General features: G+C 71.0%; 18 protein-coding genes. 7 read left to right on the forward strand and 11 right to left on the reverse strand.

Annotated elements, in window-relative coordinates; genetic code table 11:
• The first annotated feature begins 227 nt into the window (after nt 1-227).
• Together phbB and U5A56_RS28670 are read left to right on the forward strand one after the other, a co-directional pair.
• The gene (phbB, locus tag U5A56_RS28665) at nt 228-971 is read left to right on the forward strand and encodes an acetoacetyl-CoA reductase (RefSeq protein WP_321925794.1); all 744 of its coding nucleotides are present in this window, start codon (nt 228-230) and stop codon (nt 969-971) included.
• A gap of 198 nt (nt 972-1,169) precedes the next feature.
• Complete coding sequence (locus U5A56_RS28670; RefSeq protein ID WP_044847444.1) at nt 1,170-1,370, forward strand: hypothetical protein; 201 nt, start codon at nt 1,170-1,172, stop codon at nt 1,368-1,370.
• An 80-nt stretch (nt 1,371-1,450) separates the two neighbouring features.
• Here the strand turns inward: U5A56_RS28670 and U5A56_RS28675 are convergent, their stop codons facing one another.
• The 10 genes from U5A56_RS28675 to U5A56_RS28720 form a co-directional block, all read right to left on the reverse strand.
• Nucleotides 1,451-1,768 (reverse strand): hypothetical protein, encoded by a 318-nt coding sequence (locus U5A56_RS28675; protein WP_321925796.1) that lies wholly within the window; start codon nt 1,766-1,768, stop codon nt 1,451-1,453.
• The gene (locus U5A56_RS28680) at nt 1,765-2,301 is read right to left on the reverse strand and encodes a hotdog family protein (protein ID WP_321925798.1); all 537 of its coding nucleotides are present in this window, start codon (nt 2,299-2,301) and stop codon (nt 1,765-1,767) included. Before U5A56_RS28680 ends, U5A56_RS28675 begins: the two co-directional genes overlap by 4 nt.
• Entirely contained in the window at nt 2,298-3,116 is an 819-nt protein-coding gene (locus tag U5A56_RS28685; protein WP_321925800.1) for a beta-ketoacyl synthase chain length factor, read from the reverse strand. Before U5A56_RS28685 ends, U5A56_RS28680 begins: the two co-directional genes overlap by 4 nt.
• On the reverse strand, nt 3,113-4,336 hold the full coding sequence (locus U5A56_RS28690; protein ID WP_321925802.1) for a beta-ketoacyl-[acyl-carrier-protein] synthase family protein: 1,224 nt from the start codon (nt 4,334-4,336) through the stop codon (nt 3,113-3,115). Before U5A56_RS28690 ends, U5A56_RS28685 begins: the two co-directional genes overlap by 4 nt.
• 63 nt (nt 4,337-4,399) lie before the next feature.
• The gene (locus U5A56_RS28695) at nt 4,400-5,293 is read right to left on the reverse strand and encodes a polysaccharide deacetylase family protein (protein WP_321925804.1); all 894 of its coding nucleotides are present in this window, start codon (nt 5,291-5,293) and stop codon (nt 4,400-4,402) included.
• The gene (locus tag U5A56_RS28700; protein WP_321925806.1) at nt 5,290-7,770 is read right to left on the reverse strand and encodes an MMPL family transporter; all 2,481 of its coding nucleotides are present in this window, start codon (nt 7,768-7,770) and stop codon (nt 5,290-5,292) included. The genes U5A56_RS28695 and U5A56_RS28700 overlap by 4 nt, the downstream gene beginning before the upstream one ends.
• Nucleotides 7,770-8,426, reverse strand: coding sequence for an outer membrane lipoprotein carrier protein LolA (locus U5A56_RS28705; protein ID WP_321925807.1), 657 nt, complete (start codon nt 8,424-8,426; stop codon nt 7,770-7,772). The genes U5A56_RS28700 and U5A56_RS28705 overlap by 1 nt, the downstream gene beginning before the upstream one ends.
• Entirely contained in the window at nt 8,423-9,397 is a 975-nt protein-coding gene (locus tag U5A56_RS28710; protein WP_321809302.1) for an acyl-CoA synthetase, read from the reverse strand. Before U5A56_RS28710 ends, U5A56_RS28705 begins: the two co-directional genes overlap by 4 nt.
• Nucleotides 9,394-11,163: an AMP-binding protein gene (locus U5A56_RS28715; RefSeq protein WP_321925809.1), complete on the reverse strand. Its 1,770-nt coding sequence runs from the start codon at nt 11,161-11,163 to the stop codon at nt 9,394-9,396. Before U5A56_RS28715 ends, U5A56_RS28710 begins: the two co-directional genes overlap by 4 nt.
• 65 nt (nt 11,164-11,228) lie before the next feature.
• Complete coding sequence (locus U5A56_RS28720; RefSeq protein WP_124488582.1) at nt 11,229-11,873, reverse strand: hypothetical protein; 645 nt, start codon at nt 11,871-11,873, stop codon at nt 11,229-11,231.
• Between the two features lie 577 nt (nt 11,874-12,450).
• Here U5A56_RS28720 and U5A56_RS28725 point away from each other — a divergent pair.
• The 5 genes from U5A56_RS28725 to U5A56_RS28745 all read left to right on the forward strand — a co-directional run bounded on the left by U5A56_RS28725 (nt 12,451) and on the right by U5A56_RS28745 (nt 16,789).
• A complete protein-coding gene (locus U5A56_RS28725) occupies nt 12,451-12,735 on the forward strand; it encodes a phosphopantetheine-binding protein (protein ID WP_321925812.1) in 285 nt (94 codons plus the stop codon).
• 115 nt (nt 12,736-12,850) lie between these two features.
• A complete protein-coding gene (gene fabG / locus U5A56_RS28730; RefSeq protein ID WP_044848585.1) occupies nt 12,851-13,567 on the forward strand; it encodes a 3-oxoacyl-ACP reductase FabG in 717 nt (238 codons plus the stop codon).
• A 97-nt stretch (nt 13,568-13,664) separates the two neighbouring features.
• A complete protein-coding gene (locus tag U5A56_RS28735; protein WP_321925814.1) occupies nt 13,665-14,945 on the forward strand; it encodes an endoribonuclease L-PSP in 1,281 nt (426 codons plus the stop codon).
• Between the two features lie 125 nt (nt 14,946-15,070).
• Nucleotides 15,071-15,877, forward strand: coding sequence for a glycosyltransferase family 2 protein (locus U5A56_RS28740; protein ID WP_321925816.1), 807 nt, complete (start codon nt 15,071-15,073; stop codon nt 15,875-15,877).
• 150 nt (nt 15,878-16,027) lie between these two features.
• Nucleotides 16,028-16,789, forward strand: a complete 762-nt coding sequence (locus U5A56_RS28745; protein ID WP_321925818.1) for a M48 family metalloprotease — start codon at nt 16,028-16,030, stop codon at nt 16,787-16,789.
• Between the two features lie 147 nt (nt 16,790-16,936).
• On the opposite strand, the gene U5A56_RS28750 is transcribed toward U5A56_RS28745, so the two are convergent.
• Nucleotides 16,937-18,637 carry a lactate permease LctP family transporter gene (locus U5A56_RS28750; RefSeq protein ID WP_124521019.1) on the reverse strand — a complete coding sequence of 567 codons (1,701 nt, stop codon included), beginning with the start codon at nt 18,635-18,637 and terminating at the stop codon, nt 16,937-16,939.
• Nucleotides 18,638-18,674 lie beyond the last annotated feature (37 nt).

Below are 18,674 nucleotides of genomic sequence, written 5' to 3' on the forward strand. Positions count from 1 at the left end.
GCGCGGTTGAACACGGTCTGACGATAGTGCACGCGTGCGGCGCCGGCCAGCGCCGCACACAGATGCAGCAAACTTCGCGCGCAACAAGCTGCCAATAACAAGCGTGATGTTCCGGTGCGCGCCACGTCCGCCCTGCGGGCGCCAGCGCATCGCAGCGGCGGGGCGGCAGCATGTGCCATGCCGTCGCCCCGCACCTTTGACTACTTTTCTTGTCGGTAACTCATAGGATGACTAAGCGAATTGCAGTTGTGACGGGTGGGATGGGCGGTCTCGGCGAAGCGATCAGCATCCGGTTGAGCGATGCGGGCTACCAGGTCGTTGTCACGTATTCGCCGAACAACACCGGCGCCGATCGCTGGCTGACCGAGATGCACGCGGCCGGTCGCGAATTCCACGCGTATCCGGTGGACGTGGCCGATTACGATTCGTGCCAGCAATGCGTCGAGAAAATTGTCCGGGACGTCGGCCCGGTCGACATCCTGGTGAACAACGCGGGCATCACGCGTGACATGACGCTGCGCAAGCTCGACAAGGTCAACTGGGATGCGGTGATCCGCACCAACCTCGATTCCGTGTTCAACATGACGAAGCCGGTCTGCGACGGCATGGTCGAGCGCGGCTGGGGACGCATCGTCAACATCGCGTCGGTCAACGGCTCGAAGGGCTCGGTCGGCCAGACCAACTACGCGGCCGCGAAGGCCGGCATGCACGGCTTCACGAAATCGCTCGCGCTCGAGACCGCGCGCAAGGGCGTGACGGTGAACACGGTGTCGCCGGGCTACCTCGCGACGAAGATGGTGACGGCGATCCCGCAGGACATCCTCGATACCAAGATCCTTCCGCAGATTCCGGCGGGACGGCTCGGGAAACCCGAGGAAGTCGCGGCGCTGGTCGCCTATCTGTGCTCGGAAGAGGCCGGTTTCGTGACGGGCTCCAACATCGCGATCAACGGCGGCCAGCACATGCATTGACGCGCGGCGGCCCGGGCGGCGTTCGCGCGCGCGTCCGGGCCGTGCTCCCGCTGTATCCAGCGCCGGGGCGGCGCGCACGCGCGCGGTGACGGAACACGGACGCAGGTTCGCCGCGCATGCGGCGGGCCGGGTGCGCCCGCGCGCCGGCTACCGCGTCACGGCACGCACGCCGCACCGGCCTCGCATTCCGGAGGAGGCATGGGTGACACCTGGATGGGACTCGCGATCGGCGGCTCGGCACTGGCCGTCGCGCTGACGATGGCGATCGCGCTTCACTGGCTCGAGCGGCGCCGCGCGCGGCTGCTGCGCAACTTCGATCATCGCGATTGCTGGCTGGTCGCGTACGGCAAGTGCTTCGCGCGCGGGCCGGCGCGTCGCACGCGCGGCGGCGCGCGCTGACGGCGGCGGTGCGGCACCGCCGCGTTCACGCGTCGTGCCGCGTCCCGCGCATCCGTATGCGGTGCGCGGGACGTTCGCACTCAATCGCTCGTTCGCGCGCCTTCGCCTGAATCGTTCTTGTGGAAGATCCGCTTCGTCGTGCGCTTGGTGGCATCCCAGCCTTCGCGCGACGCGTGCGCGATGCCGTGGCCGACCGTCTTCGCGGCGCTCGCGGTCGCGTGGCCGAAACTGCGCGCGGCCTCGCCGGTCTTGTGCGCGGCTTCCTTCGAATCGCGCTTGATGTCCTGCTTCACTTCCGACATGTCCGCGTGCGCGATCGGGCTGATCAGCGCGAGAACGAACGCGGTGTAAATGAACTGACGTGCTTTCACGGCCTGGTTTCCTTGGGGCTGGTTCATCGAGGGTCCGCGCGGCCCGCGGGCGGCGCAACGCGCACGCCGGTTGCCGATGCATCGAGCATCACCGCGGCGCGGCCGCCGAGCAACACGCGCTCGCCGCAGCGCAGCGTGAAGCCGTACAGCACGGAGCGGTCGTCGCCGCCGATGCGTTCGGCATCGACGATCAGCGGCAGGTCGAACGTGTCGAGCCGGTCGACGAACGCGTCGACGTTGCGCACGCTCGCGAGATAGCCGGCGCGCGGCCGCGCGGGTTCCGCCTGCGCCTGCTGCGCACCGAGCAGCGCGCCGTGCACGGCCATTGCCTGTGCCGCATATTCGATCCCGCAGACCGACGCGAGCCGGCCGCGCGAGCGCAGCGGGTTGTGCGGGTCGCGGTGGCTCGTCGCGCTGCAGCGGATGCGCGCGGCGTCCCACGCTTCGACCCGATCGAGCAGGCACATCGCGCCGTCGTGTGGAATGTGCGCGGCGATCCATGCGCGATCGAGCGTGGCTGGCGCCGGCGCAGGCATCGGCGTCGAAACGGGCGTCGTCATCGCGCGTGCCCCGCCGCGGCATTCGGCAGTGCGATATCGACCTGCACGCGCGCATCTTCCAGATAGTCGAGCACGACGCTTGCCGTGCGCCGCGCCGCGAGCGCGTCGAGCAGCGGCAGCGCGCGCGCGGCCGGATTGCCGGTGCGCAGCGCGTCGAGTTCGGGGTTCGCGAGCGTCGTCGCCGGCGCGTCGGTGAGCCGCACGTCGATGCGTGCGAGCGTGCGTTCGCTCGCGTCGGGCGCGAGCACGAGCGCGACGCCGAATGCGTCGACGATCGGCCGCACCGCGTGCAGCGGCTCCGGATAGTCGGTGTCGTAGGCGATCAGCAGGCTCGGCACGCGATCGACCATGACCTGGCATACGCTCTCGAGCAGGCCCGCGGCGAAGCTGCCGTCGTGCGCGCACAGCACGTTCGACGTCGCCATCGCGCGGGTCGCGATGCTCCAGTAGCCGGCCGGCGCGTTGTGCACGGAGTTGTGAAAGCGCGTGGGCGACAGGTGGCGATCGTCGCCGGCGAGGGTCTCGCAGATCGCGTGGCAGTTCTGGCCGTCGCCGCCGGACGCGCTGAACACGGTCGCGAGCGTGGCCGCATCGCGCCCGCTCGCGGCTGCCGCTTCGAGGCCGACCGCGAGCGCGACGCGCACGACGGGGCCGGTGCGGCGGCGTTCCGCCGGCGGCAGGCTGGCAGGCGGCGGCAGCACGGTGCGCGCGCTCGCATAGGCCGCGCGGCCCGCGAGCACGTCGGCCGCGTGCGGCCAGTCGTTCAGTCCCGGCCCGACGAGGCCGACACTTTCGATGAAGGCGGTGACGGTCATGTCGGCTCCCGGCGGCTCGCATGCCCGGCGCGGCCGAGGATCAGGCTGCAGTTCGTGCCGCCGAAGCCGAACGAATTCGACAGGACCGCACGCACGCGCGCATCGCGGCTCGCGAGCACGTAGTCGGCGGCCAGCGCCGGGTCGGGTTGCGTCGTGTTGACGCCGGCCGGCACGAACTGTTCGCGCAGCGCCAGCGCGGCGACGACCGCTTCGAGGGCGCCGGCCGCCCCGAGCGTGTGACCGGTCGCGCCCTTCGTCGAGCTGCACGGCGTGCGCGCGAGCAGCGTGCCCACCGCGCGGCTTTCGGCGGCATCGTTGCTGGGCGTCGCGGTGCCGTGCAGGTTCACGTAGTCGATGTCGCTTGCAGCGAGGCCGGCCGACGCGAGCGCCTGTTCGATCGCGATGCGCGCGCCGAGCCCCTCCGGATGCGGCGACGACATGTGATGCGCATCGCTCGATTCGCCGATGCCGAGCAGCAGGATCGCGTCGCCGTCGAGCGTGGCGGGCGCATCGGGCACGCGTTCGAGCAGCGCGAACGCCGCCGCTTCGCCGATCGAGATGCCGTCGCGGGCGACGTCGAACGGCCGGCACGGCCGGCGCGACAGCAGTTCGAGCGAATTGAAGCCGTACAGCGTCGTCAGGCACAGCGAATCGACGCCGCCGACGACGGCCGCATCGATCAGCCCCGCTTCGATCATCCGGCGCGCGGAGCCGAACACCTTCGCGCCGGACGAGCACGCCGACGAGATCGCCATCGCCGGCCCGCGCAGCGCGAAATACGCGCGCACGAACGCAGCCGGCGAATACGGGTTGTGCGTGTGCGCGTAGCGGAATCGGGCGGGCAGTGCGCCGCTGGCTGGATCGCGCTGCTCGTACGCGCGCTCGGTCTCGAGGATGCCGGACGTGCTCGTGCCGACGAACACGCCGACGCGCGCGGCGCCGTGGCGCGACACGGCCGCCGCGACGCGCGCGTCGAAGCCGTCCTGGACGAGGCCGAGTTGCGCGAGGCGGTTGTTGCGGCAGTCGAAGTCGGCGAGATCCGCGCGCACGGGCTGCGCATCGACGCCGTCCACGGCGCCGATCCAGGTGTCGAGATCGGCGCGTTCGAAGTCGCACGGCGTGAGCCCGCCGCGCGCGTGGCGCAGCGCGTCGACGGTCGCGTCGAGGCCGCGGCCGATGCAGCTGGTGGCGGTGAAGTGCGAGAGCAGGAGAGGTTTCACGAGGGTCGTATCCGGTGGCCGGAACGGGCGCCGCAGCGGGGCTGGCGGGCGCGCCGGGCGTGGTCAGATTTTATCAAACGGGGGGGCCGGCGTGCCCGGCCCGGCGGGCGGATCGGACGGTTCGGGGGCGAGCGCGGCGCGCAGCGTGGTCCAGTGCAACTGCGCATCGGCGGCCGCGTGCAGCAGCGCGGGCAGCACGTCGAGCACGACCGGTTCGCCACGCGCGTCGCGCGCCGCGTGGCCGTCGTGCACGAGCAGGATGTCGCGTGCGGCCAGGCCGTTCAGCAGGCGGTGCGTGACGGTATCCGCATCGCGCGCGCGAGTGTCGAAGCCACGGCGCGTCCAGCTGGCGAGCTGCAGGCCGAACTCGCACAGCACCGGCTCGAGAAACGGATTGCGCAGGCCGGCCGGCGCGCGGAAGAAGCGCGGGCGCGTGCCGGCGATCTCGGTCAGCGTCTGCTGCGCGGCCGCGATTTCACGGCGCAGCGCGGCGGGCCCCGACAGCGAGAACGTATGCCGGTGCCGCTGGCTGTGGTTCTCGACCGCGTGGCCGCGCGCGACGATCGCTTCGATCCACTGCGGATGGCGGCGCGCGAGATCGCCGATGCAGAAGAACGTCGCGCGCGCGTCGTGGCGATCGAGCAGGTCCAGCACGCGCGGCGTGACGTCGGGGTCCGGGCCGTCGTCGATCGTCAGCGCGATCCGGCGGCCGGCGCCGGCCGGCAGGCGCGTCCAGTTCGGCCCGAGCAGCGCGCTGCGCGGCCACAGGCCGGCGGCGGTCAGCGCGAGATGCGACGCGACCACGCCACCGGCGGCCCACGGCCATGCGGCCGGTTGCGCGACGACGGCCGCGAGCGCGCCCGCGTGCAGCGCGGCCGTGCCCGCGATCAGCGGCGTCGGTTTCCAGCGGCGCGCATCGCCGGGCTGCCGAGGCGGAATGGACGACGGCGCGTTCATGCGCGACCTCCTGTCGGCTCACGATGAGGGCTGCCCGCGGCCGCCGCCGTGCGCGGCGCGAGAATCGCGGCGAACGCGAGCGCGAGCATCGCGCCAGGGCCGACGGTCAGCCCGAAGGTTTCGAGCAGCGGCACCCGCGACAGCGCGAGCAGGCCGAAGCCGGCGACCGTCGCGAGGTTCGCGATCAGCAGCGACACGAGCGTGTGCGGCGTGACCGGTTGCGCGTCGTCGCGCTTGCAGAAGAACAGCGCATAGTTCGAGCCGACCGCGACGATCAGCAGCATCCCGACGAGGTGCAGGATCGTCAGCGGCACGCCGGCGAGTGCGAAGCCGGCCGTCACCACCAGCACGGCCGCGACCAGCGGCGCGAGCGCGCGTACGACGCGGCGCGGCGAGCGCAGCGCGATCAGCAGCAGCACGGCGATCGCCGCGAAACCCGCGAGCGACAGCCGGATGTCCTCGTGCACGTAGTTCACGTACAGGCGGTCGGCCTCGGCCTTCATGTCGACGAACAGCGCGTCGGGCACGCCGGCGCGCGCGACGGCCGCGCGAATCGGCGCGGCATCGAGCGCCGGAGCGGCCGGACCGGTGCGTGCGACGTCCGGCGCTCGCAGCGGCAGCATCGCGCGCCAGCGGCCCGCGCGCTCGGTCAGCAGCGCGTCGACGGCGAGCGCCATCGACGTGCCGCGCAGGTCCGCGCGCGTGAGCAGCGGCGCGTGGCGTGCGGCCTCGACATCGGCGATGAACGGTGCGAACAGCTCGGGCCTGACCGGGATCGGCTGGTTCGCGACGGCCGCGCGCATGCGTGCGGCAAGCGTGTCGGCGTCCGGCAGGCTCGCCTGGCGCGCGCGCTGCGCGGCGTCGCTCGGCAGGTAGCGCGCGGGACTTTCGAAGCCCGCGAGCGCGCCGCGCTCGACGAGCGGCTGCAATTGCGCGGCGACCCGTTCCGCGCGTTCGAGCGCGGCCTGTTCGGTCGGCGCGGAAATCACGACGAGATAGCGCACGTCCGGCGCGCCGAGATCGGCGCGCAGGCGTGCGTCGAGTGCCTGCGCGCGAGCGGGCACGGGGCTCAGTGCCGCAAGCTCGCGGCTCCACAGGCCGTCGCGATGCAGCATGAGCGTCGCGCACGCGGCGAGCACGAGCGCGGCGAGCGGCCAGCGCAGCCGCGGCGCGGCAGCGGCCGCCCGCGCGAGCACCGCGCCGACGCGCGACACGTCGCGAATCGCGACGTGCTCGCCGCGCAGGTGCGGCAGCACGAAGCGCGTGACGAGCGCGGCGGCCGTCAGCCCGGCGATCGAGTAGAGCCCAAGCTGCACGAGGCCCGGAAAACCGGAGAACAGCATCGACGCGAAGCCGCACACGGATGTCAGCACGCCGAGCCGGATCGTCGGCCAATAAGCGGCGATCCATGCCCGCGTCGCGTCGGCGGGCCGTGTGGCGCCGCGCGAGCCGGCCTGCGCCGATTGCACGAACAGGTAGATCGAATAGTCGACGGCTTCGCCGATCAGCGTCGTGCCGAAGCCGAGCGTCAGCCCGTGGACCGTGCCGAATGCGATGCCGACCGTCGCGATGCCGGCGGCGATGCCCGTCAGCACCGGCAGCAGCCCCAGCGCGAGCGTGCGCGGCGAGCGGTACAGCGTCAGCAGCAGCGCGACGATCAGCACGACGCTCGCCGTCGACAGCCGCTCGACGTCGTGCCGGATCGTGTCGCGCGTGTCGACCGAGAACACGCCTGGGCCGGTCATCGCGAGCGTGTACGCGGCCGGGTTCGGCAGCGCCTGCGTCGCGGCGGAGAACGCGCGGCGCACCGCGTCGATCGCGCGTGCCTGCGCATCGGTGTCGGAGCCGGGCGCGGCCGTCTGCACGACGAGCACCGCGCGCGTGCCGTCGCGCGACGCCCACACGCCGTCGCGGCTGGCGGGCTGCGCGCCGCTGTCGAGCTGATCGACGAGCGCCGTCACTTCGCCGGTCGGGTCGCGCGGCAGCAGCGCCTTCGCGACGAGCCCCGCCGACGAACTCAACAGGTCGAGGCTGTCGCCGAGCGCCTGGTGCAGGCCGTCCGCGCTGAAGCGCTGCGGCGCGACGGCCGGGCTCAGCAGGTAGCGATGGTCGAACACGAACTGCCGGTCGTGTGTGTCGTCGACGGCTTCGCCGTTGTTGATCGCGGAGAATTGCCGGTCGGCGCGCAGCGTGCCGGCGACGCGCCGCGACAGCGCGGCACGCGTGGCCGCATCGCCGCCGTCGATCGCGACGAGGATCAGCCGCGACACGATGCCGTCGCGCAGTTGATCGACGAGCACGCGCTGCCCGGCGCTCGGTGCGCGCGGCAGGAACGCGGACAGGTCGGCCGTGAAGTTCGCGCGGGCGATCGCGATTCCGCATGCGACGAGCGCGAGCAGCCACACGAGCACCGCGCGTTGCCGCCATGCGGGCAGGCGGTGCGTGACGGGGGCGGGCGGCCGGGTGCGATCGTCCATCAGTTCGCCGGGACGGGTTGCAGGCGCATCGTCGAACGGTCGCCGTCGGCCTGCCGGATCGCGACGCTGCGCAACACGTCGCGCGAGCCTTCGAGCGTGATCGTGCTGACGACCTTCAGCATCCGCGAGTCGAGCGGCGTGAGCGTCAGCGTCCAGTCGTCGCCGCGACCGGCGAGCGCGACCTTGTAGACCTGCTCGAGCGCATAGCGGTTGCCGGCGAGCGTCGCGCGGATGCTGTCGATGAACGCGCCGAGCTCCGGATAGCGCGCGAGCGCGAGCGTGTACTTGCGGTTGTTGCGCTCGACGGTGAGCATGTCGCCGTCGACCACGAGATGTTCGGGCTTCGGGTTCAGCGTGTGCTTCTCGAGATGGTCGGGTGCGACGAACACGAGCTCGCCCGACGATTCGAGCGGCTGCGTGGTGATCGACAGCGTCTTCGTCTCGGTGAACGTCGCGCGCCCCGACTTGTGCTGCGCGAGCGTCGACATCAGCCGGTCGAGGGTCCATGCCGAACCGGTGTCGGCCGCGTGCGCGGGCAGGGCGAGCGCGACGGCGGCCGTGACGGCGAACGTGCGTGCTGCTCGGCGCAGCGCGCGCGGGTGCGGCAGCGGGAACGTCGGCAGCGACATCGGCGGAAAGCGGCGAACGGCGGTCATGCGTCGGAATCCCTCGTGGCGGACAGGCCGGCGCACGCGTGCGCCGCGTCGCGGCGCGCGGCGGCCGTGCCGGTCTGCCAGAAATCGAAATAGTTGAACCAGTTGTACGGCGCCGCGCGACAGTACTGGTCGAGCAGCGCGACGTAGCGCGCGAGCGCCGCGTCGACGGCCGCCGCGCGCGTGTCGCGGCGCACGTCGGAAAAATCGGCGAGCGTCTCGAAGTGCACATCGTAGCGGTTGCCGTCGCGATAGAGGCCCGTCATGAACAGCACCGGACGCCGCAGCATCGCGGCCATGTACAGCGGCCCGAGCGGGAATGCCGCGGGCGCGCCGAGCAGCGGCAGCCACCGCAGCGACGCGGTCGCGTCGTCGAGCAGCGTGCGGTCGGCGAGCATCCCGACCATGCAGTTCGCGTCGAGGCGTTCGCGCACCTTCAGCATCGAGTCGACCTGCCCGAGCGGAATCACTTCCGGCTTCGCGGCCGGGTTGACGGCGGCGAGCGTCGCGTTGATCTTGCGCGCGTTCTCTTCGAACATCGTGACGACGACGCGCAGGTCCGGGCGCGTGCGGCCGATCGCGCGCACGACTTCGAAGCTGCCGAGATGCGCGCCCATCAGGAATGCGCCGCGCCCGCCGGCGAGCGCGGCGTCGACCCGCGTTTCGCCGTGCAGCCGGATGTCGAACAGGTCGAAGCGGCCGTTCATCAGGTAGATGCGGTCGTGGATCGTCGCCGCGAACGTGAACACGTGCCGGTACACGTCGCGCCAGCGCGCGGGACGGCCGAGCACGCGGCGCAGGTAGTCGCGCGATGCGGCGCACGCGACCGGCGAGAACAGCACGAAATAAGTCGCGACGGCATGCAGCACGATGCGCGACGGCCGCCGGCCGAAACGCAGCGAGATCCAGGTCATCGCGCGCAGCAACCCGGCGTTGCTGCGTTCCTGGCGCTCGGCCCATGCGGTGCGCTTCATGGCTGCGCGCCGTCCTGCGCGGCCGGCGGCGCGGACAGCACGCCGGTCGCGACGTCGCGCGCACCCGCGCGCAGCGTGAAGCGGATCGCGCCGCCGGCCGCAGCATCGAACGCGAGATCGAGCGCCTCGCCCGGCGCGACCGGGCTCAGGAATTTCGCGGAAGCCAGCCGCCACGTATCGAGCGGGCGATTCAGCGATGCGCCGAGTGCGGCGATCGCGTGATCGAGCAGCACGACGCCCGGCACGATCGGACGACCGGGGAAATGGCCGGGCAGCGCCGGATGATCGGCGGGAATCGTGAACGCCAGCGGCGCGTCGGGCGCGTCCGTCGCGGCGCACTCGCTCACGTCGGCCCCGGCGCCCCGAGTGTGCCGTGCGACGAGCGCGGCGAGCACGTCGCGCGGCAGCTTGCCCGTTTCGTTGCGCGGCAATGCGTCGACGAACACGAGCGGGCGCGGCATGAACGCGGGATCGATCCGTTCGCGCAGCGCGCGCTGCACGTCGGCCGCGGCGAGCGTCGGCGCGACCACGAGCGCGACGAGGCGCGTGACCGGTTCGCGGGTCGCATCGGCGTCGGCCGGCGCGATGTCGTCCGGCATGAAGAACACGCCGTCGACGACGTCGGCAATCGCGTTCAGCTGATGGTTCAGGTAGGCGAGCGACGTGCGCTTGCCGGCGATGTTGACGAGGTCCGCCTTGCGGCCGTGCAGCAGGAACCGGCCGTCGCCGAGCAGCTCGAGCGCGTCGCCCATCGGCACCGGGGTTTCGACGTGTCCGCCCGACACCCACACGGTCGGGCCGCTGTCGTCGCCGGCGGCATCGTGGTCCGACGCGTCGTGCGCCGCGCGCGCGTCGAGCCGGATGTCCGGGAACGGTTGCCACGCGGCGCCCTGCGACGTGCGGCGCGTCGCGATCTGGCCGGTTTCGGTGCTGCCGTAGATTTCGACGAGCGGCGCCTCGAGCGCGGCCTCGGCTTCGCACGCGAGTTTTTCCGACAGCGGCGCGGTGGCCGACAGCACGAGCGCGGCCGGCGGCAGCGCATCGCCGGCCGACATCAGCGCGCGCAGGTGGATCGGCGACGTGACGAGCACGCGCGGCTGCGGGATCGCGGCGAGTTCGTCGCGAATGTCGACCGGGTAGAACGGCTGGCGGTTGCTGAACGCGAGACCGCCGATCAGCGCGAGCAGCACCGTCGATTCGAAGCCGTACATGTGCTGCGCGGGCACGGTGCCGATCAGCGTGGCCGCGCGGCCGTCGAGCAGGCCGAGGCGCTCGGCCGCCGCGCGCACGCAGCCGACCAGGAAGCCCCAGGTCTTGCGGTGCGGCACCGGCGCGCCGGTCGAGCCGGACGTGAACACGTACGCCATGATCCGCGACGCGTCGATCTGCGGCACCACGCACGGTGCGTCGTCGGGGAGTTCGCCGGGTGCGGCGTCCGGATACGCGAAGCGCGGCAGGTCGATCGTGCAGTCCGGCGCGTCGTGCAGGCAGAACGCGTCCGGTGCGAACGACGCGAGCTGGCGCACCATCTCCGGCGTGTGCGTCGACGGCAGCAGGCTGATCCTGCCGGTGACGAGCGCCGCGCACAGGCTGACCGCGAAGCGGTAGCGGTCGCGGCACACGTTGAACACGTGGCGGCCGGCGGGCAGTGCGGCGGCCACGCGCGCGACGTCGGCGACGAACGTGCGGACGGTGACGGGCGTGCCGTCGCGCCAGGCGATCGTCTGGTCCGGCGAGGAATGGAATACCAGCGGGTGAGTCGGCATAAATCGGTCAAAGCGGAAGGCAGTCACCGGCGCCGCCGCGATGCGGCGCCGCGCCGGCCATGAATTCATCGTGACGGCTGCGTCGACGCGCGGTACGCGCGCACCGCGTCGACCATCCGCGGCCGCGCGTCGTGCGGCAGCGCGAAGCGCCGGCACGCATGCTCGGCGGCGAACATCACGGCGACGAGCGGCAGCGACAGGTAGTTCGCGAATGTCGACCACGCGACGATCGGCGCGGTCGCGAACAGCAGCGTCGACACGGCGGCGATCGCAACGAAGAACAGCGTCCATGCGAGCGTGATGTGCCGCGTGTAGCGCGCGACGGCCGGCGTGATCGTGCCGTGGATCAGCGTCGCGAAGCGCGTGCACAGGGGCACCTGGCCGGCCGCGAGGGTGCGGCCGAACAGCAGCGCCATCGCGAGGTTGAAGCTCGCGTGCTCCAGATACAGGCCCCATTCGAAATGGCGCGCGAGCGGGATGCGCACGGCCCACAGCGCGACGGCGGCCAGCAGCCACGCCGGCACGAGCCAGGCGCGCCGCGGCGAGCGCAGTGCCGCGCCGAGCGCGAGCAGCAGTGGCGGCACGAGCGCCATCGCGAGGCCGAAGCCGTGCGCGCCGGGCGTCGCGGCCGCGTAGTGCGCGCCGATCTGGTACGCCGCCACCGCGGCGACCGCGCCGGCGCCGCGTGCGATGCCGAGCGGCGTGCTCATCGCGGCGCTCCGGGCGCGCGGCGCGGGTGCGCGTTGCCGCCGGCTGCCGCGGCACGGCGGCAAACGGACGGACAAACTAGCGGACAAACCGGAGCGAGGGGAGCGGACGGGCGCGGCATGGTTGCTGGAAACATCGGGCGGATCGGGGCCGGACGCGTGCGTCGGGCCGTCAAACATCATATGAATGGCGGCCGGGACGCTAGTCCGGGCCGGCTGTCGTGCACGCACATTTTAGGGCCGCGGCGCGGCGGTTCGAGGCAGGTGCAGCCGGGTTTTGTAACCGAATGTATGGCAGCGCACTGAAGCTTTTGCGGCGACGATCCATTTCCATCCGAAGCGGCTCAAGCGTCTGCTGCGATCGGGTCCCGAAACCGGCCGCGGCGGGAGCCCTTCAGTCTGTAACCATTCCCCGTATACGTGCCGATACCCATCGTCTAGAATCCGCGTAACTTTTACAAACGATCCCCAATAACGCAGGCGGGGAAGCCGGCAGACGCCGGAGGGACGGAGATTCGCGCGCCTCGCACCGCGCCGGGCGTGCACGACGGCTGCCGTTTTCCGGGCGCCTCCCGCTGCCATGGGCCGCCTGCCCGCAAGCATGATGAACGCACTGGAACAAGAGCTCGCCACGCTGATCATCGGCGAACTGAATCTCGAAGACGTCCCGCTCGAAACGGTGACGGCCGGGACCCTGCTGTACGGCGAGGGCTTCGGGCTCGACTCCATCGACATCCTGGAAATCGCGCTGCTGATCTCGAAGAAGTACGGCTTCGAGCTGCGCTCGGACAATCCGGACAACCAGAAGATCTTCGCGACGCTCGGCGCGCTTGCCGCGTATGTCGCCGCGCATCGCACGAAGTGACGGCGGCGCGCGCGGGCGCGACGCGGCACGCAGAGGATGACGGCACGCGGCGGCGGTGGCTGGATGCACCGCCGCCGCGTCGATCGAGGAGGAACGCGATGAACGGAGCAATTCGATGCGGGCGCTCGTAACGGGCGGCAGCGGCGCACTCGGGCAGGCGATCTGCACGACGCTCGCGCAGGCCGGCCACGAAGTCTGGGTACACGCGAACCGGAATCTCGCGCAGGCGCAAGCCGTCGCGCAGCAGATCGTCGCGGCCGGCGGCATCGCGCATGCGATCGCATTCGACGTGACCGACGCGGATGCGACGCTCGCCGCGCTCGCACCGTTCGTCGACGACGCGCCGGTGCAGATCCTCGTCAACAACGCGGGCATTCACGACGACGCGCCGATGGCCGGCATGTCGCGCCGGCAATGGCACAGCGTGATCGACGTGACGCTCAACGGTTTTTTCAACGTGACGCAACCGCTCCTGCTGCCGATGATCCGCACGCGGCGCGGCCGGATCGTCAACATCGCGTCGGTCGCCGGCGTGACCGGCAACCGCGGACAGGTCAACTACGCGGCCGCGAAGGCGGGGCTGATCGGCGCGACGAAGTCGCTGTCGCTGGAACTCGCGTCGCGCGGCATTACCGTGAACGCGGTCGCGCCCGGCATCATCGAGTCGCCGATGGCGGAACATGCGTTTCCCGCCGAACGGATCAAGCAGCTCGTGCCCGCGCAGCGCGCTGGCCGGCCCGACGAAGTCGCGGCGATGGTCGCGTATCTGGTATCCGATGCGGCCGCCTATGTGACGGGGCAAGTGCTGTCCGTCAACGGCGGCCTCGCATGACGACGCGCGCGGCGTCGGCTTGACGCGAAGCAACGGCGCGCAACGCGGCGCGTGGCCACGATGCCGCGAGCCCGCGCCGCATAGTGAGGAAATCGAAGTGTCAGTGCACCCTGTCGACGCCGAACGGCGAGCGTGTTCCCCGTCGTCCGCCACCAGCGCGGTCGCACGCGGACCCATCGCGGCCACGTCCACCGCGAACGGCGGCAATCGTGCGTTGCGGCTCGTCCAGATCGATCAGGCACGGCTGGCTGCGCTGCTGCACGATGCGCAGCAGCGGGGCGACGCATTCGACCGCGTGTTTCCGGGTGCGCTGGGCGCGGTCTGCATCGGCGCGGCCGGGTCGCCGGCCGATGCGATGGCGCGCGTGCTCGCCGCCGCCGCGCCCGACCTGCCGCTCGCACCGGTGCAGATGGCGCTGCTCGATGCCGGCAGCCATGCACGCGCCGATGCGGTCTGCGAAATCTGGCAGTGCGACGCGCGCGACCTGCGCAGCGAGCGACGCGGCGCGCTGCAGTACCGCTACAGCGCAACGGCGGGGCTCGTGTTCGGCAGCATCGTCGTGCAGGAAGTGCAGCCAGCGCATGAAGCTCAGGAATCGGCCGATGCGGATCGCGACGGCGGCACGCCGCTCGAGCGCGCGACCTACGACGCGTACCGCGCGCTGTTCGACGTGCTCGATACGCTCGGCATCCCGCATCCGCTGCGGATCTGGAACACCGTGCCGGCGATCAACGTGCAGCAGTTCGGGATCGAACGCTATCGTCAGTTCAATATCGGCAGGCAGCGCGCGTTCGACGCGTGCCGCCGCGCGCTGACGGACGGTGTGCCGGCCGCCTGCGCGCTCGGTTCGGTCGTGCCGGTCGCGGGCGACACGCCGCCGGCCGCGCCGCTCGCGATCCATTTCATCGCGAGCCGTGCGCCGGCCGATCCGGTCGAGAACCCGCGCCAGGTCAGCGCGTATCACTACCCGGCCGAGTACGGCCCACGTGCGCCGACGTTCGCGCGCGCGGCCGCATGGCCGGGCGACGCTGCCGCGCCGCTGCTGTTCGTGTCGGGCACCGCCAGCATCGTCGGGCATCGCACCGTGCATCACGGCGACGTCGTCGCGCAAACGCGCGAGACGATCGCGAACCTGGCCGCCGTGCTCGAGCAGGCCGCGCGGCAGGGGCACGGCCCGTTCACGCTTGCCGACCTGAGCTACCGCGTCTACATGCGCGACGCCGGCGATGCCGCGGCGCTCGCCGCGGTCGAACGCGCGTTGCGCGATGCGGCCGGCCCCGGCGTGCGGCCGCTGTTCGTCCACGCGGACGTGTGCCGCGACGATCTGCTGGTCGAGATCGAGGCGAGCGCCGGCCATCCGCTGGAGCGCCTGTCGTGAAGCGCGCGGGCCTGTCGCTGCGCGAACCGTCGCCGCACGCGGGCGGCGTCGACGAAGCCTGTCGGCCGTCGCCTGCAGGTCATAAACTTTTGTCAGGATCCTCGTCTTCGCAATCGGCCGTTCCCATGTCCACGCTGCAGGCCTCGTCCACCCATCTCGTACTGATTCCGAGCTACAACCCGGGCGTCAAGGTCGACACGACCGTGCGCAACGCCCGCGCGCAGTGGAATCCGGTGTGGGTCGTCGTCGACGGCAGCACCGACGGCAGCGCCGAGCGCCTGCAGGCGATGGCCGAGCGCGACCCCGGGCTGCGCGTGATCGTGCTGCCGGCGAACCGCGGCAAGGGCGCCGCGGTGCTGGCCGGGCTCGACGCGGCGGCCGCGAGCGGCTTCACGCACGTGCTGACGATGGATTCCGATGGCCAGCATCCGGCCGACCTGATTCCCGAATTCATGGCCGCGTCGCAGGCGGCGCCGGACGCGATGGTGCTGGGCCTGCCGAAGTTCGACGCGAGCGCGCCGCAGCTGCGCGTGCAGGGACGGCGGCTGTCGAACGGATGGGCCGACCTCGAGACGCTGTGGGCCGGGATCGGCGATTCGCTGTACGGCTTTCGCGTGTACCCGGTCGCGCCGCTCGCCGCGATCATGCATCGCCAGCCGTGGATGCGCGGCTTCGACTTCGATCCGGAAGCCGCCGTGCGGCTGTGCTGGGCCGGGGTGCGGCCGATCCGCATCGAAGCGCCGGTGCGCTACTTCGGCGCGCACGAGGGCGGCGTGTCGCATTTCCACTACGGCCGCGACAACGCGCTGCTCGCGTGGATGCACCTGCGGCTGTTCGCCGGTTTCGTGGTGCGGCTGCCGATGCTGATCGCGCGGCGGCTGACGCGCCGGTCGCGTTCCGCGTTCGGCCGGTCGTCCGGCCGCGGCGATTGATGGCCCGATTGTCATCAATCGGCTGAGCAATCGCGCCGTTCATTCCGTATTTGTCAGTAATCAAGCTGTCATTCGATGTAAACATCTGGTAATTTTCTGCCGGATTATGCAAAATCGCCGCTCCCAAATACAACTACCGAGGGATCCGGGATGCATATCAAGAAAGCGGCGGCCGCGTGCGGCATGGGTTTCCTGTTGAGCGCATGCGGTGGCGTGCAGAGTCTCGACGCGAACAGCCTGACGTCGGCGGGGACCAACCTGGTCAAGGCGGCGACGCTGTCGGACAGCGACATCGCGGCACTGTCGAACGACTCGTGCAAGGCGAGCGACGCCGAATCGAAGATCGCCGCGCCGAACAGCGCGTACGCGAAGCGCCTGACGAAGGTGATGAAGGGCTTCGGCGACATGACGCTGAACGGCCAGAAGATCAACTACAAGGTCTACATGACCAAGGACGTCAACGCGTGGGCGATGGGCAACGGCTGCGTGCGCGTGTACAGCGGCCTGATGGACATGATGAACGACGACGAGCTGCGCGGCGTGATCGGCCATGAAATGGGCCACGTCGCGCTGGGTCACTCGAAGAAGGCGATGCAGACTGCCTACGCGGTAAGCGCGGCACGCACGGCGGCCGGCGCGGCATCGCCGGGCGTCGCGGCCCTGACGAGCTCGCAGCTCGGCGACATCACGGAGAAGTTCATCAACGCGCAGTTCTCGCAGACGCAGGAAAGCGCGGCCGACGACTACTCGTTCGACCTGATGAAGCAGAAGAACATGAACCAGAAGGGCCTCGTCACCGCGTTCCAGAAGCTCGCGCAGCTCGATGGCGGCAAGAGCTCGATGATGAGCTCGCACCCGTCGTCGACGAGCCGGGCGCAGCACATCCAGGATCGCATCGCGAAGGGCAACTGAGCGCCGCCTGATGGCGCCGGTCCCGTCCGGCGCCCGGGATGAACGAAACCCCACGCTCTTGCGGGCGTGGGGTTTTTTGTTTTCCGGGGAAGCGGAAACGGCCGGAAAGCGGCCGGAAATCCGCCGGAAAGCGGCCGCGCCGCGTGCTTACGGCACCATCCCCGGCAGCACGTACGCCTGCACGAGCGTGATCAGGCCGACGATCACCGCGAACAGCAGGCTGTGGCGCACGGTGAAGCGGAACAGCTCCGATTCCTTGCCGACCAGCCCCGTTGCCGCGCATGCCACCGCGATCGACTGCGGCGAGATCATCTTCGCGGTCACGCCGCCCGTCGTGTTCGCGGCGACCGCGAGCGTCTCGGGCACGCCGAGCTGGTGCGCGGTCGCTTGCTGCAGCGAGCAGAACAGCGCGTTCGACGACGTATCCGAGCCGGTCAGGAACACGCCGAGCCAGCCGAGGAACGGCGAGAAGAACGGAAACGCGGCGCCGGTCGCGGCGAGCATCAGCGCGAGCGTCGACGACATCCCCGAGTAGTTCGCGACGAACGCGAACGCGAGCACGAGGCCGATCGACAGGATCGGGCGCGTGAGCTCCTTCAGCGTTTCGCCGAACGTGACGAGCGCGTCGCGCGGTTTCATCCGCAGCAGCGCCATCGAGATCAGCGCGGTCACGAGGATCGCGCTGCCCACCGCCGACACGAGGTCGAGCTTCAGCACCGCGTCGAGCGCTTTCGGCGTCGCGGCGATCGGCGCGGTCTTCACGACGAGCTGGTCGAGGCCGGCCACGTGAAATTTCAGGACGGTCGACGCGAGCGCGCCGTGCGCGGCGAACAGCGCCTTGAACGGCGCGATGCTCCACACGGTGACGACGGCCGTCAGGATCAGGAACGGCGACCACGCGCGCACGGTCTGCGCGAGCGAGTACGGCGACGCCTGGCGGCTCGCGCCCGCACCGTTGCCGCCCGCCCCGAACCCCGCGAGCGCCGCGCCGCCGCCGGACGCGACGAGGCCGCCGGCCGTCTGCTTCGCGCTGCCCGGTTGCCAGACCTTCAGGAACGCCGCGAGCGACACGAGGCTGACGAGCGACGACGTGATGTCCGGCAGCTCGGGCCCGATATGGTTCGACGTGAAGTACTGCGTGATCGCGAAGCTGCCGCCGGCGACGAGCGCGGCCGGCCAGGTCTGCCGTACGCCGCGCAGCCCGTCCATCATGAACACGAGCCAGAACGGCACCGCGAGCGATAGCAGCGGCAGCTGGCGGCCGGCCATCGCGCCGATGTGGAACGCGTCGATGCCGGTCACCTGTCCGGCGACGATGATCGGGATGCCCATCGCGCCGAACGCGACCGGCGCGGTGTTTGCAATCAGACACAATCCTGCCGCGTGCAGCGGCTTGAAGCCGAGGCCGACGAGCAGCGCGGCCGTGATCGCGACGGGCGCGCCGAAGCCGGCGGCGCCTTCGAGGAACGCGCCGAACGAGAAGCCGATCAGCAGCATCTGCAGCCGCTGGTCGTCGGTGATCGACAGCACCGACGCGCGGATGATCTCGAACTGGCCGGTCTTCACGACGATCTTGTACAGGAACACCGCCGCGACGATGATCCACGCGATCGGCCACAGGCCGTACGCGAAGCCGAAGCCGGCCGCGGCGAGCGCCTGCGGCACGGGCATGCCGTACGCGAGGATCGCGACGCCGAGCGCCAGCAGCAGCGTGATCGCGGCGGCGACGTGCCCCTTCATCCGCAGTGCGGCGAGCGCGACGAAAAAGAAGATGATCGGGATCGCGGCGACGAACGCCGACAGCCCGAGGCTGCCGAGCGGGGTGTAGATCTGATGCCAAACCTGCATGGTTGTCTCCTCCATGGATTTCTATCGGTACGGGTTT

Source organism: Burkholderia sp. BCC1998 (assembly GCF_905339875.1).
Classification (GTDB): domain Bacteria; phylum Pseudomonadota; class Gammaproteobacteria; order Burkholderiales; family Burkholderiaceae; genus Burkholderia.